This window comes from Agromyces fucosus (assembly GCF_004134865.1).
Classification (GTDB): Bacteria; Actinomycetota; Actinomycetes; order Actinomycetales; family Microbacteriaceae; genus Agromyces; species Agromyces fucosus.
Map to the genome: position 1 here is coordinate 587,307 of NZ_SDPO01000001.1, position 14,500 is coordinate 601,806.

The 14,500-nt window shown below is 68.9% G+C and carries 12 protein-coding genes; 6 read left to right on the forward strand and 6 right to left on the reverse strand.

The window, feature by feature from the left end:
* Positions 1 to 79: 79 nt before the first annotated feature.
* From ESP57_RS02780 to ESP57_RS02795, 4 genes are all read left to right on the forward strand, one after another.
* Positions 80 to 667 (forward strand): DUF3000 domain-containing protein, encoded by a 588-nt coding sequence (locus tag ESP57_RS02780; protein WP_056009383.1) that lies wholly within the window; start codon positions 80 to 82, stop codon positions 665 to 667.
* Complete coding sequence (locus ESP57_RS02785; RefSeq protein ID WP_129230474.1) at positions 660 to 1,856, forward strand: ribonuclease D; 1,197 nt, start codon at positions 660 to 662, stop codon at positions 1,854 to 1,856. The genes ESP57_RS02780 and ESP57_RS02785 overlap by 8 nt, the downstream gene beginning before the upstream one ends.
* Before the next feature lie 76 nt (positions 1,857 to 1,932).
* The gene (locus ESP57_RS02790) at positions 1,933 to 3,138 is read left to right on the forward strand and encodes a thiolase family protein (protein ID WP_056009388.1); all 1,206 of its coding nucleotides are present in this window, start codon (positions 1,933 to 1,935) and stop codon (positions 3,136 to 3,138) included.
* Positions 3,138 to 5,276: a 3-hydroxyacyl-CoA dehydrogenase NAD-binding domain-containing protein gene (locus ESP57_RS02795; protein ID WP_129230475.1), complete on the forward strand. Its 2,139-nt coding sequence runs from the start codon at positions 3,138 to 3,140 to the stop codon at positions 5,274 to 5,276. Before ESP57_RS02790 ends, ESP57_RS02795 begins: the two co-directional genes overlap by 1 nt.
* 127 nt (positions 5,277 to 5,403) lie before the next feature.
* Here ESP57_RS02795 and dxs read toward each other — a convergent pair whose 3' ends face one another.
* From dxs to dut, 5 genes are all read right to left on the reverse strand, one after another.
* Positions 5,404 to 7,353, reverse strand: a complete 1,950-nt coding sequence (dxs, locus tag ESP57_RS02800) for a 1-deoxy-D-xylulose-5-phosphate synthase (protein WP_129230476.1) — start codon at positions 7,351 to 7,353, stop codon at positions 5,404 to 5,406.
* A gap of 129 nt (positions 7,354 to 7,482) precedes the next feature.
* Positions 7,483 to 10,293, reverse strand: a complete 2,811-nt coding sequence (gene acnA, locus ESP57_RS02805) for an aconitate hydratase AcnA (RefSeq protein WP_129230477.1) — start codon at positions 10,291 to 10,293, stop codon at positions 7,483 to 7,485.
* Positions 10,294 to 10,449: 156 nt separating this feature from the next.
* On the reverse strand, positions 10,450 to 11,289 hold the full coding sequence (locus ESP57_RS02810) for a DUF3159 domain-containing protein (RefSeq protein ID WP_129230478.1): 840 nt from the start codon (positions 11,287 to 11,289) through the stop codon (positions 10,450 to 10,452).
* Between the two features lie 5 nt (positions 11,290 to 11,294).
* A complete protein-coding gene (locus tag ESP57_RS02815) occupies positions 11,295 to 11,888 on the reverse strand; it encodes a DUF3710 domain-containing protein (protein ID WP_056012805.1) in 594 nt (197 codons plus the stop codon).
* A gap of 23 nt (positions 11,889 to 11,911) precedes the next feature.
* The gene (gene dut / locus ESP57_RS02820) at positions 11,912 to 12,370 is read right to left on the reverse strand and encodes a dUTP diphosphatase (protein ID WP_056009395.1); all 459 of its coding nucleotides are present in this window, start codon (positions 12,368 to 12,370) and stop codon (positions 11,912 to 11,914) included.
* 38 nt (positions 12,371 to 12,408) lie between these two features.
* Between dut and ESP57_RS02825 the strand changes: the two genes are divergently transcribed.
* On the forward strand, positions 12,409 to 12,873 hold the full coding sequence (locus ESP57_RS02825; protein ID WP_056009397.1) for a DUF3093 domain-containing protein: 465 nt from the start codon (positions 12,409 to 12,411) through the stop codon (positions 12,871 to 12,873).
* On the opposite strand, the gene ESP57_RS02830 is transcribed toward ESP57_RS02825, so the two are convergent.
* The gene (locus ESP57_RS02830; protein WP_056009399.1) at positions 12,870 to 13,163 is read right to left on the reverse strand and encodes a DUF4193 domain-containing protein; all 294 of its coding nucleotides are present in this window, start codon (positions 13,161 to 13,163) and stop codon (positions 12,870 to 12,872) included. The two genes, ESP57_RS02825 and ESP57_RS02830, sit on opposite strands and share 4 nt — an antisense overlap.
* Positions 13,164 to 13,358: 195 nt before the next feature.
* Here ESP57_RS02830 and sepH point away from each other — a divergent pair, with 195 nt between their 5' ends.
* Positions 13,359 to 14,423: a septation protein SepH gene (sepH, locus tag ESP57_RS02835; protein ID WP_056009401.1), complete on the forward strand. Its 1,065-nt coding sequence runs from the start codon at positions 13,359 to 13,361 to the stop codon at positions 14,421 to 14,423.
* Positions 14,424 to 14,500: the final 77 nt, after the last annotated feature.

Below are 14,500 nucleotides of genomic sequence, written 5' to 3' on the forward strand. Positions count from 1 at the left end.
TCCTCCCGAAGCAGAACCGTGTGCCGGTGGCGCGGCGTGCCGCCGACGCCCCCCGTATCCGAGACTCTAGTCTGCACTCGTGCCCGACTCAGCGCCTCCGCTTCCACCCGAGTTCGAGGCCGCCCTCGAGTCGCTCAGGGCTGCCTCTCCCAGGAGCGAGCTGCGCATCTCTGAGATCCCGGCGCCGGGCTCGCTGGCGCCGAACGCCGTGGCCCTCTCGGCCGACGTCACGCCGAGCCGTCACGACGACTCCGAGCTCGGCACCGGCCGGTTCGTGCTGCTCTACGACGAGAGCGAGCCCGAGGCCTGGGGCGGGCGCTTCCGCATCGTCTGCTTCGCACAGGCCCCGCTCGAGACCGACATCGGTCTCGACCCGTTCCTCGCCGACGTCGCGTGGTCGTGGCTCGTCGACGCCCTCGATGCGAGGGGCGCCAGATACATCGCCGCGTCCGGCACGGCGACGAAGATCCTCTCCACCGGCTTCGGCGAACTCGCGCGTCAGGGCGACGGCGCGCAGATCGAGCTGCGTGCTTCGTGGACGCCCCTCGACTCGGCCATCGGCCCGCATGTGGAAGGCTGGGCTGAGTTGTTGTGCATGCTCGCAGGACTGCCGCCCCGATCAGAAGGGGTGACGCCCCTGCCCCGTCGGAGGACGAACCGTGGATGAATTCCAGGTGATCGAGACCCCCGCCGCCTTCGATGAGGCGGTGGAGCGGCTCCTCGACGGCGAGGGGCCGATCGCGGTCGACGCCGAACGGGCGAGCGGATTCCGCTACTCGCAGCGGGCCTACCTGATCCAGATGTTCCGGCGGGGGTCGGGCACCTTCCTCTTCGACCCTCCGCAGATCCCCGACTTCTCGGCACTCCAGGACGCGATCCGCTCCGAGGAGTGGGTGCTGCACGCCGCCAGCCAAGACCTGGCCTGCCTCCGTGAGGTCGGCCTCGACCCTGAGCGCATCTTCGACACCGAACTCGGCGCGCGCCTGCTCGGCATGCCGCGCGTCGGCCTTGCGTCAGTCGTCGAGGAGCTGCTCGACATCAAGCTCGCGAAGGAGCATTCGGCGTCCGATTGGTCGACACGCCCCCTGCCCCAGTCGTGGCTGAAGTACGCGGCGCTCGACGTCGAACTCCTCGTCGACGTGCGCGAACGGCTCGGCGCCCGACTCGAAGAGGACGGCAAGGCGGAGCTCGCGGCCGAGGAGTTCGATGCCGTGCTGCACCGAGCCGCGAAGCCGCCGGCCGCCGAGCCCTGGCGACGCCTCTCCGGCATCCACGCCATGCGCAGCCCACGCAACCTCGCGGTGGCCCGCGAGCTCTGGCTCTCCCGCGACGCGCTCGCGACCGAGCTCGACGTCGCGCCCGGCCGCCTGGTTCCGGATGCCTCGCTCCTCGCCGTCGCCCGAACCCTGCCGTCGACGCGGCGCGCCCTCGCCGATCTCCGCGAGTTCAACGGCCGCGCGAGCCGCACCGAGCTCGATCGGTGGTGGGCCGCCGTGGAGCGCGGACTCGCGACCACCGAGCTGCCGCAGGTGCGGGTGCCGAGCGACGCTCCTCCCCCGCCGCGCGCATGGGCCGCGCGGCATCCCGAAGCGGATGCGCGCCTGAGGCTCGCGAAGGCCGCCGTGACCGAGGTCGCCGAGCAGATGAACATGCCGGTCGAGAACCTGCTCACCCCCGACCACCTGCGCAGGGTGGCGTGGACGCCACCCGCCGACGCGACCGCCGATGCCGTGAGCGAGGCCTTGCTGGCCCTCGGCGCACGCCACTGGCAGGTTGCCGCAACCTCACAGAGAATCGCCGATGCATTTGTCGAGGCGGCACAATCCGTCGAGGACGCCACGTCTGAGGGTTCGTAGGTTCCGTCAAGCGATTCAGCGCCTCCTCAGCGGCGTTCGTAGGATCGAAGCATCCTGACCGAAAGTGAGCTGCAGCGTGGCTGATCAAGCTGAAGTCGTATTCGTCGACGGGGTCCGCACCCCGTTCGGCAAGGCCGGCGACAAGGGCATGTACTGGAACACCCGGGCCGATGACCTCGTCGTGAAGGCGATCGTCGGACTCCTCGAGCGCAACCCGAACATCCCGAAGGACCGCATCGACGACGTCGCCATCGCCGCGACGACCCAGACCGGCGACCAGGGCCTCACCCTCGGCCGCACGGCCGCGATCCTCGCCGGCCTGCCCAAGACCGTGCCGGGCTTCTCCATCGACCGCATGTGTGCAGGCGCCATGACGGCCGCCGCCATGATGTCGGGCTCGATCGGCTTCGGCATGTACGACATCGCCATCGCCGGCGGCGTCGAGCACATGGGCCACCACCCCATGGGCTCAGGTGTCGACCCGAACCCCCGTTTCCTCAGCGAGCGCCTCGTCGGCGAGGACGCCCTCGTGATGGGGGCCACGGCTGAGCGAATCCACGACCGCTTCCCGCAGCTCACGAAGGAGCGCAGCGACCGCTTCGCCCTCGCGAGCCAGCAGAAGACGGCGGCGGCCTACGCCGCGGGCAAGATCCAGCAGGACCTCGTGCCGGTCGCGATCCGCACCGAAGAGGGCTGGGGACTCGCCACGCGCGACGAGGTCATGCGTCCCGAGACGACGCTCGAGGGCCTCGCAGCCCTGAAGACGCCGTTCCGCCCGCACGGCCGCATCACAGCCGGCAACGCCTCGGGCCTGAACGACGGTGCCACCGCTGCGATCCTCGCCTCGGGCGCCGCAGCGAAGGAGTTCGGCCTCTCGCCGAAGATGAAGCTCGTCAGCTACGCCTTCGCCGGCGTCGACCCCGAGATCATGGGCATCGGCCCGATCCCCGCCACCGAGAAGGCGCTCCGCAAGGCGGGCCTCTCGATCGAGGACATCGGCATCTTCGAGATGAACGAGGCGTTCGCGGTGCAGGTGCTCTCCTTCATGGACCACTACGGCATCGCCGACGACGACGCCCGCGTCAACCCGTGGGGCGGCGCGATCGCGGTCGGCCACCCCCTCGCCTCCTCGGGCGTGCGCCTCATGAACCAGCTCGCGAGCCAGTTCACCGAGCGTCCCGACGTCCGCTACGGCATCACCAGCATGTGCGTCGGCCTCGGCCAGGGCGGCACCATGGTCTGGGAGAACCCGAACTACGACAAGAAGGCGAAGAAGGCCTGATGACCGACTACACGAAGATCGACTTCGACTCGCTCGCCGCCCTCTCCGACGACGAGGTCGTCACGCACTCCTTCGTGCGCGACGTGCCGATCTCGGGCGGCAAGACGCTCGCCCTCGTCACGCTCGACAACGGCCGTGACCACACCCGTCCGAACACCCTCGGCCCGGTCTCGCTGCTCGAGTACGCGAAGACCCTCGACGAGCTGAAGGCGCGCGCCGCAGCCGGCGAGATCCACGCCGTGGCGATCACGGGCAAGCCGTTCATCCTCGCCGCGGGCGCCGACCTGTCGAAGGTCGCCGAGATCCCCGACCGCGACACCGCGCGGAAGATGGGCCAGCTCGGCCACTTCGCGCTCGGCAAGGCATCGGAACTCGGCGTCCCGTCGTTCGTGTTCATCAACGGCCTCGCTCTCGGCGGCGGCCTCGAGATCGCGCTGAACGCCGACTACCGCACTGTGGATGCCTCGGTGCCCGCCGTGGCCCTCCCCGAGGTGTTCCTCGGCCTCATCCCCGGTTGGGGCGGCGCGTACCTGCTGCCGAACCTCATCGGCATCGAGAACGCCCTCAAGGTCGTCATCGAGAACCCGCTGAAGCAGAACCGCACGATGAAGGCCGACGACGTGATGGAGCTCGGCATCGCCGACGCGAAGTTCGACTCGGTCGCCTTCCTCGAGGACTCGATCAAGTGGGCCGACGGCGTCGTCTCCGGCCGCATCAAGGTGAAGCGCCCGAACGAGCCCGGCAAGGTCGAGCGCCTCGTCAAGTGGGATGCCGCGATCGCGATCGCCACGAAGATGCTGAAGAGCCGCATCGGCTCGGTTCCGAAGTCGCCGTACGCGGCGCTCGAGCTCATGAAGGCCGCCAAGAGCGGCACGAAGGCCGAGGGCTTCGAACGCGAAGACGAGGTGCTCTCCGAGCTCATCGTCGGCGACCAGCTCCAGGCCTCGATCTACGCCTTCAACCTCGTGCAGAAGCGGGCCAAGCGCCCCGCGGGCGCGCCCGACAAGGCGATCGCCAAGAAGGTCACGAAGGTCGGCGTGCTCGGTGCCGGCTACATGGCGAGCCAGCTCGCCCTGCTCTTCGTGCGCCGCCTGCGCGTGCCGGTCGTCATCACCGACATCGACCAGGCACGCGTCGACAAGGGCGTGGCCTACATCGCGGAAGAGATCGACAAGCTCCTCGAGAAGGGCCGCATCTCCCCCGACGAGGCCAACCGCCTGAAGGCGCTCGTCACGGGCACCACCGACAAGGCCGACTTCGCCGACTGCGACTGGGTCATCGAGGCCGTCTTCGAAGAGCTCGAGATCAAGCAGAACGTCTTCGCCGAGGTGGAGCAGTTCATCTCGCCCGAGGCCGTGCTCGCCACGAACACCTCGTCGCTGTCGGTCGAGCAGATCGGCGCGAAGCTCGCGCACCCCGAGCGCCTCGTGGGCTTCCACTTCTTCACCCCGGTCGCGGTCATGCCGCTGATCGAGGTCGTGAAGACGCCGCACACCGATGAGGCGACGCTGTCGACCGCCATGGTGACCGCGAAGAACCTGCGGAAGAACGCCGTGATCACGGCTGACACGCCCGGCTTCGTCGTCAACCGGCTCCTGGCCGTGCTGCTCGGCGAGGCGATGCGCGCGGTCGACGAGGGCACCTCGTTCCAGACCGTCGACGAGGCGATCGCACCGCTCGGCCTGCCAATGGCCCCGTCGGCGCTGCTCGACCTCGTGGGCCTGAAGGTCGGCGCGCACGTGCTCGACACCCACCACGCCGCGTTCCCCGAGCGGTTCTACCGCAGCGAGAACCTGCACAAGCTCGCCGACTACGGCAAGCTGCTCGACAAGGACGACAAGGGCAAGGTCAAGGGCTTCGACAAGGGCGCCCTGAAGCTCGTCGCCGGCGGCAAGAACCCGCGCTCGGCCGACGAGATCCTCGTGGCCCTGCAAGACGGTCTCGCCCGCGAGGTTCGCCTCATGCTCGACGGCGGGGTCGTGGCAGCTGCCGAGGACATCGACCTCTGCATGGTGCTCGGCGCCGGCTTCCCGTTCCAGATGGGCGGCCTGACGCCGTACCTCGACCGGGTCGGCGCGTCCGAGCGGGTCTTCGGCGACACGTTCCACCACCCGACGATCACGGGCGTGGGCGCGTAGCCACCAGCTCGACGAGGAACGGCCCCTGGCGAGAGCCAGGGGCCGTTCCTCGTTCCGGGCGCTGCACACGCCGGGGCATCCGCTCACTGCGGCTCGCGTCGCGCGAGCGCGAACAGGGGCGCTCGCGTCAGACGCGCGGCTGCGGGCGCGTGTCGGTCGAGACGCCCGTATCGACGCCGGCACCGCGCGCATGCGGCAGCTTCGAGCCGAGCACCATCGCGGTGACGTCGCGCGCGATGTGCTGCGGCGTGAGGCCGACGCGCTCGAGGATGTCGCCGCGCGAGCCGTGATCGAGGAACTCGTCGGGCAGGCCGAGCTCGGTCACCGCGGTGTCGACTCCGGCCTCCCGCAGGTCTTGGCGGATGCGTGTTCCGATGCCGCCGACGCGGATGCCGTCTTCGATGCTGACGACGAGGCGGTGCTCCGCTGCGAGCTCCATGATGCTGCGGGGCACCGGCACGACCCAGCGGGGGTCGACCACGGTGGCGCTGATGCCCTGCGCCTCGAGACGCTCGGCGACCTGGAGACCGGTCTCTGCCATCGGGCCGACGGTGACGATGAGCACGTCCTTGCGCTCCGACTCGGCGAGCACGTCGACGCCGTCGTCGGTGCGCCGCACCGCGTCGAAGTCGACGCCGACGGTGCCCTTCGGGAAGCGGATGACGGTGGGCGCGTCGTCGACGGCGACGGCCTCGCCGAGCTCTTCGACGAGACGGACCGAATCACGGGGCGCCGCGATGCGGATGCCGGGGACCACCTGCAGGATCGAGAGATCCCAGACGCCGTGGTGGCTGGGCCCGTCGGGACCGGTCACGCCGGCGCGGTCGAGCACGAAGGTGACGCCCGCCTTGTGCAGCGCGACGTCCATCAGCACCTGGTCGAAGGCCCGATTGATGAAGGTCGCGTAGACGGCGACGACCGGGTGCAGCCCACCGAATGCGAGACCCGCAGCGGATGTCGCGGCGTGCTGTTCGGCGATGCCGACGTCGAACACGCGGCTCGGGAACCGCTCGGCCATACGGTGCAGGCCGGTCGGGCGCAGCATCGCCGCGGTGATGCCCACGAGGCGATCGTTGCTCTCGGCGAGGTGCACGAGCTCGTCGGCGAAGACGCTCGTCCACGACGGCGCCGACGCCGTCTCGAGGGACTCCCCGGTCTCGGGGTCGATCTGGCCGACGGCGTGGAACTGGTCGGCCGCGTCGCGCAGGGCCGGTTCGTAACCACGGCCCTTGTCGGTGATCGCGTGCACGATGACCGGCGCCCCGTAGTCTCTCGCCTGTCGGAGCGCCTCCTCCATGGCGTGTTCGTCGTGCCCGTCGATGGGCCCGATGTACTTGATGTCGAGGTTCGAATACAGTGCCTCGTTGTTGGTGAAGCGGGCCAGGAACCCGTGCAGACCGCCGCGAACACCGCGATAGAGCGCCCTGGCCGGTGCACCCATGCGGTCGAACGCGCGGCGACTCGAGAGGTGCAGGTTGCGGTAGGTCTGCTTCGTGCGCACGGTGTTCAGGAAGCGCGCCATGCCGCCGATCGTCGGGGCGTAGGAGCGACCGTTGTCGTTGACGACGACGATGAGCTTGCGCGTGTTGTCGTCGGAGATGTTGTTGAGCGCCTCCCACGTCATGCCGCCCGTGAGCGCGCCGTCGCCGACGACCGCGATGACGTGCCGGTCATGCTGGCCGGTCATCTCGAAGGCCTTGGAGATGCCGTCGGCCCACGACAGCGAGCTCGAAGCATGAGAGCTCTCGACGATGTCGTGCTCGGACTCGGAGCGCTGAGGGTAGCCCGCGAGGCCGCCCGTCTTGCGGATCGTGGAGAGGTCGCGCCGCCCCGTCAGCAGCTTGTGCACGTACGACTGGTGCCCGGTGTCGAAGACGACGGCGTCGCGCGGCGACTCGAACACCCGGTGGATCGCGATCGTGAGCTCGACGACCCCGAGGTTCGGTCCGAGATGGCCACCCGTCTTCGAGACGGACTCGACGAGGTACTCGCGGATCTCGCGCGCCAACTGATCGACCTGTTCGGGACTCAGCGCGTCGAGATCACGAGGTCCCGAAATGGTCTCGAGCAGGGTCATGCAATTGCCTCCGAAGGGTTGCGGGCGGTGCCGCTGGACGGGACGAGTCTACGCCGGGCTGGCTGCGAAGCCGGGCAGAGAAGGGGGCGATCGGCAAGATGCCGACCGCCCCGAATCTCTGTGCGCGTGCTAGACGAGCGAACGCAGCACGTACTGCAGAATGCCGCCGTTGCGGTAGTAGTCGGCCTCACCCGGAGTGTCGATGCGCACGACCGCGTCGAACTCGACCGTCTGCTTGCCGGCCGGCGAGTGCTCGCTCGGCGCCGCGACGACGTGCACCGTCTTCGGGGTCACGCCCTCGTTCAGCTGCTCGAGCCCCGAGATCGAGACGATCTCGGTGCCGTCGAGGCCGAGCGACGCCCAGCTCTCGCCCACGGGGAACTGGAGCGGAACGACGCCCATACCGATCAGGTTCGAGCGGTGGATGCGCTCGAAGCTCTCGGTGATGACGGCCTTCACGCCGAGGAGGCTCGTGCCCTTGGCCGCCCAGTCGCGCGACGAGCCGGAGCCGTACTCCTTGCCGCCGAAGATGACGAGCGGGGTGCCCTGCGCCTGGTAGTTCTGGCTCGCGTCGTAGATGAACGACTGCGGCGCGTCGGCCTGCGTGAAGTCACGCGTGTAGCCGCCCTCGACGCCGTCGAGGAGCTGGTTCTTCAGGCGGATGTTCGCGAACGTACCGCGGATCATGATCTCGTGGTTGCCGCGACGGGAGCCGTAGGAGTTGAAGTCCTTACGGTCGACGCCGTGCTCGGTCAGGTATCGACCGGCGGGGCTGTCGGCCTTGATCGAACCGGCCGGGCTGATGTGGTCGGTCGTGACCGAGTCACCGAGCTTGGCGAGCACGCGGGCGCCGGCGATGTCGCTGACGGGCGTCGTCTCCATGGTCATGCCGTCGAAGTACGGGGGCTTACGCACGTACGTCGACTCGGCGTCCCATTCGAACGTCGCGCCGGTCGGCGTCTCGAGCGAACGCCACCGCTCGTCGCCGTCGAACACGCCTGCGTACTGCGTGACGAACATGTCCTTGTTGATCGAGGTGTCGATCGTGTGCTGCACCTCGGCGGCGTCGGGCCAGATGTCCTTCAGGAAGACGTCATTGCCGTCGGTGTCCGTGCCGAGCGAGTCGACCTCGAAGTCGAAGTTCATCGAACCGGCGAGAGCGTACGCGATCACGAGCGGCGGGCTCGCGAGGTAGTTCATCTTCACGTCGGGGTTGATGCGACCCTCGAAGTTGCGGTTGCCCGAGAGCACCGCGGTCACGGCGAGGTCGGAGTCGTTGACCGCCGCCGAGATCTCGTCGAGCAACGGGCCCGAGTTGCCGATGCAGGTCGTGCAGCCGTAGCCGACCGTGTAGAAGCCGAGGGCCTCGAGGTCGTCGGTGAGGCCGGCCTTCTCGTAGTAGTCGGTGACGACCTTCGAGCCGGGAGCCAGGGTGGTCTTCACCCACGGCTTGGCCTTCAGGCCCTTCTTCGCCGCATTCCGGGCGAGAAGGCCCGCGGCGAGCATGACCGACGGGTTCGAGGTGTTCGTGCACGAGGTGATCGCCGCGATCGCGACGGCACCGTGGTCGAGCACGAACTGCTCACCGGTGCCGAGCGTGACATCCGTCGGCTTCGAGGCCGTCGTCGGAGCGTGGCTCTTGTGGTGGTGCTCGTGCTGGCTGTACTCGTCTTCGGGCGAGTTGCCGGGCGGGTCGGAGGCCGGGAACGACTCGGCGCCCTCGAGGTCGACGAGGTCGTGGTCGACGGTCGCGTAGTTCAGGAGGTCCTTCTCGAAGGCGCTCTTGGACTCGGAGAGCTCGATGCGGTCCTGCGGACGCTTCGGGCCGGCGATCGACGGAACGACGGTCGAGAGGTCGAGCTCCATGTACTCGCTGAACTCGGGCTCGCTGTCGGCGTCGTGCCAGAGCTTCTGCGTCTTGGAGTAGGCCTCGACCAGGGCGATCTGCTCGTCGCTGCGTCCCGTGAGGCGCAGGTAGTCGAGGGTGACGTCGTCGATGGGGAACATCGCGGCGGTCGAGCCGAACTCGGGGCTCATGTTGCCGATGGTGGCGCGGTTGGCGAGCGGCACGGATGCCACGCCCGAACCGTAGAACTCGACGAACTTGCCGACCACGCCGTGCTTGCGGAGCATGTCGGTGATCGTGAGCACGACGTCGGTCGCGGTGACGCCCGTGGGGATCGCGCCCGAGAGCTTGAAGCCGACGACCTTGGGGATGAGCATCGAGACGGGCTGGCCGAGCATCGCGGCCTCTGCCTCGATGCCGCCGACGCCCCAGCCGAGCACGCCGAGGCCGTTGACCATGGTGGTGTGCGAGTCGGTGCCGACGCAGGTGTCGGGGTAGGCCCGGAGCACGCCGTCGACGGTGCGCGTGAAGGTGACCTTCGCGAGGTGCTCGATGTTGACCTGGTGCACGATGCCGGTGCCGGGCGGCACGACCTTGAAGTCGTCGAACGCCGTCTGGCCCCAACGGAGGAACTGGTAGCGCTCGCCGTTGCGCTCGTACTCGATCTCGACGTTGCGCTCGAGTGCGTTCTCGGTGCCGAAGAGGTCGGCGATCACGGAGTGGTCGATGACCATCTCGGCGGGAGCGAGGGGGTTGATCTTGTTGGGGTCGCCGCCGAGGGCGACGACCGCCTCGCGCATCGTGGCGAGGTCGACGATGCAGGGAACACCGGTGAAGTCCTGCATGACCACGCGCGCCGGCGTGAACTGGATCTCGGTGTCGGGCTCGGCGGTGGGGACCCACGAACCGAGCGCCTCGATCTGCTCCTTGGTGACGTTCTTACCGTCTTCGGTGCGCAGGAGGTTCTCGAGCAGCACCTTCAGGCTGAACGGAAGCTTCTCATGCCCTGGCACGGTGTCGAGCCGGAAGATCTCGTAGGACTCATCACCGACGCGGAGCGTGTCCTTCGCCCCGAAACTGTTCACTGCAGACACGATGTCCTCTCCTTCGCGGATGCCGCCGGACATGCAGGCGGCACTCCATCTTCTCCGTCAGACATGGGGCTGTTCCAGCAAGGGTAACCTAAGCCACTCGCCCGCCGACAGGCCTCGCACGGTGTGCGGATTTATCTTGACGTCGAGATAACTCTATCACTCGGCGGAGCGGGCGGATGACGGGTAGATCGCCCGCACGACGAGCCACGAGAAGACCAGCACCAAGGCGTAGAGAGGTACGCCCATGAGCAGTCGCGTGGCCCCGAGGGCCTCCACGTTGTCGACGAGGTAGAAGGGCACCTGCACCGCGAGACGCGCGACGAACAGCCCGATCCAGACGAGCGTGAGGAACTGGGCGGCGCGGTACTTGCGCTTGTCCTGCTTCCAGGCGACGCCGTCGCCCATGAGGAAACCGACGATCAGGCCGATCGCGGGCCAGCCCACGAAGAGGGACACGGTCAGCGCGAGCGCGTAGGCGGCGTTCGTGTAGAAGCCGATCACGTAGTTGTCGCGGGCGTCGCCCGACCAGAGCGCGAGCGCTGCGGAGGCGAGCACGCCGATGAGGCCGGCGATGGCCTGGGTCGGCTGCCCCTTGGTCACGAGACGCGCGACGGTGAACACGACGGCGAGGCCGACGGATGCTGCGAGGGCGGGCACGAGCGCCGCCTGCGGGTCTTGGCCGGCGAAGCTCGTGAGCCCGCTGTAGACGATGAGGAACACGAGCCCGGGCAGCAGGGCCTCGAGGATGCCGCGCACGCCGCCGACTGCGGTGAGGAGATCGCGCCCGCTCAGCTTCTCGTCGCGCGCGAGCGCACCGAGGCCGCTCTTCTCGGCGGCTGCGGCGAACTGCCGGCCGAACTCGCCGGCCGCACTGCCGGTTCCGGCATCGACGTCGGCTTCGGCTTCGGCCTCGGCCTCGGCCTCGGCCGGACGTTCCGCCGGGGCATCCGCTCGCTCGCCCTCGTCGGGGCGCGGCGACCCGTCGGCGTTCGCCATCGTGGTCACACCGTGGGCGCACCCGCGGAGGACGCGGGCATGCGCAGCGGGATGAGGTCGCGCGGCGGCATCGGCGTGCTGCCGCGCACCACGACGATCGAGCGGAAGAGGTCTTCGACCTTCGCGGCCGCCGTGGGGTCGACGGCCGCCTCGCCGGCGATGACGCCGCGGAGGAACCAGCGGGGCCCGTCGACACCGATGAAACGGGCGAGGCGCATCTGACCCTGCTGGCCCTCGCCTGCGGCGACGGGGATCTGCGCGAGCAACTCAGGCCCGAACGAGCCCTCGCGCACGGTGGTCGAACCGCCCTGGCGCGCGATCTGGTCGGCGATCTGCGCACGGATCTCGTGCCACAGTCCGCTCGAGCGCGGCGCCGCGAACGGCTGCACCTGCAGGGTCGAGTTCGCATAGTCGAGGCCGATCGCGACGACGCGCTTCGTGCCCTCCTCGACCTCGAGGCGGAGGTGGAGCCCGTCGCGCGGCAGCACCTTCACTCCGCCGAGATCGACGTACGGGCGAACGGGGTTCGCCTCGGCCTCGTCGAACGGGCCCGCTTCCGCGCGGTCCTCGGGTGCGGACTTGGGCTGTTCGGCAGGCATGTCGCCGCCGGTTTCGATGTCGCTCACGCGTTCACTCCTGACTTGTGCTCCCCGAAACCGGTGGAGCCGAATCCTGCTTCCCCGCGCAGACTGCCGGGCAGCCGCTCGACCTCGACGAATCGAGCGCGGCTCACCGGCATCACGACGATCTGGGCGATGCGGTCGCCGACCTCGATCGTGTGCGCCTCGCGGGCGTCGGTGTTCAACAGTGCGACCTTGATCTCGCCGCGGTAGCCGGCATCGACCGTGCCGGGAGCGTTGACGATCGTGATGCCGTGCTTGAAGGCCAGGCCCGAGCGCGGCACGACGAAGGCGACGTAGCCGTCGGGCAGGGCGATCGCGACGCCGGTGCCGACCGTGGCGCGTTCGCCGGGGCCGAGCACGACGGACTCGGAAGCGTGGAGATCTGCGCCCGCGTCGCCCGGATGGGCGTAGTTCGGCACGCGGTCTGCAGTGATCAGCACATCGACGGAATCGGTCACTGTTCGAGGGTAGTGCAGAAGTCTGGTCGAATAGAGCCATGCCCGACTACCGCGAGAAACTCTGGCCGACGCCCTGGATCTACGTCGTCAGCCTGCTGCTGATCCCGTCCAGCATCCTGGTCCTGGCGCCCGTCTCGATGCCCGCGGGCATCGCCACCGGGCTGATCCTCTACGGCGCGACGGTCGCAGCGCTCAGCGTGACCGCGCCCGTCGTCGAGGTGGCCGACGGTCGACTCCGCGCGGGGCGCGCGTCGATCGCGCTGGCGGACACGGGCGTCGCGACCGGGGCGACGGATGCCGCGGCTCGCGTCGAACGCGGAACGGGTCTCGACGCACGGGCGTTCCTCGTGATCCGCGGCTGGGTGCAACCCGTCGTGCGGGTGCCGATCACCGACCCGTCGGACCCCACGCCCTACTGGCTGGTCTCGACGCGTCATCCCAAAGAACTGGCCGCCGCGATCAATGGATCGCGACGGCCTGAAGGTACCGAGCCTGGCGTCTAGGACGCGCACTCCAAGCAGATCGGTCCGAGCTTCGTCTCGTGGTCCATCTGCGAACGGTGCTTCACGAGGAAGCAGTTCACGCAGGTGAACTCGTCGGCTTGCGGTGGAAGCACCACGACGTCGAGTTCGACGTCGGAGAGATCGGCACCAGCGAGGTCGAACCCACCGGGGTTATCGGCATCGTCGACATCCACTACGCCCGACATCTTGTCGGGGACGCGCTCCTTGAGGGCCTCGATCGACTCGGAGTCGTCTTCGGTCTTCCTCGGTGCGTCGTAATCCGTTGCCATTCCCATCCATTTCTTCATCGCCGATGATTCGGCGGCCATAGTCTGCATCAAATCGGTGGCGTTAGCAAACCACTTTCGCAGCGTTTCCACAGCTGCTACGTGCTCAACTTCCGGCGCGCCCGCCCTATTCCCACGAGCACCCATCCGGACGTGGCATCCTTGGGCGGAGACGAAAGCACGGAAGGGCTTGTCGCGATGCAAGAACTCAAGGTAATCGGAGTCGAGAACGGCGCGTTGCTCGCCGCTTCCGACGATGGAGCGCGCTTCCGAATCGAGATCGACGAGGTGCTGCAATCACGCATCCGTCAGGCGCAACCCGAGCAGCACGTCGGACCCAAACCCTCGCCCCGCGAGGTGCAGGCCCACATCCGAGCCGGCATGTCGGCCGAGGAGGTCGCCCAGGTCACCGGCGCGGCCATCGACTACATCCGACGATTCGAGGGGCCGGTGCTCGCTGAGCGCGAGCACATGGTCACCTCCGCCCTCGCCGTGCCCGTGCACGTCACCACCGAGTCCGACCCGGCCGACGAGCCGCCGTCGTTCGGCGGCGTCATCCGCGAACGCCTCGCGCAGCTCGGAGCCCACGGTGAACGCTGGGCGAGCTGGAAGGACGAGGAGCGCGGCTGGATCATCAAGCTCGAGTTCACCGCCGAGACCATCGACCACGACGCCCGCTGGAGTTTCGAGCCCCGCAAGCAGGCGCTGCAGCCGCTGAACTCCGAGGCGGTCACGCTCTCGCAGCAGGGCGAGATGAAGGGCGGGCTCATCCCCCGGCTCCGCGCCGTCGGCCCCGAGTCCGAGGAGTCGCGCTTCGACAGCGGTGCGTTCACCTTCGAGGAGCCCGAGCACGGCGACTTCGACACGGCGCCGCACCTCGAGCCGCTTCCGTACGCACGTACGCCACAGACATCGAGCCCCGCAGTCGCCCGCGCCGCGATCAAGCGAGCGGATGAGCCGAAGCAGACGCTCGGCGAGACCGCCGACCTGCTCGAGGCGCTGCGCCGGCGGCGCGGCGAACGCGAGGCAGCAGGCAGCGAGCCCGAGCGCCCGCAGGCCGCTCCCGCCCCGGCACCCGCGCAGGAGACCCCCGAGCTCGAGCAGCCCGAGGAGAAGCCCGGCACCGCCGCACGCAGCATCTGGGGCGGCAAGGGCGTCTCGGCAAGCCCCGGCGCCCGCGGAGGCTCCAAGAAGGGCCGCGCCTCCATGCCGAGCTGGGACGAGATCGTCTTCGGCGCTCGCACCGACGACGACCTGGCCTGACACCGGGGGCACCACCGAGCGCACTCGTCGAACGCCGTCGTGCTTCTGCACGGCGGCGTTCCGCATGCCGGCACCCG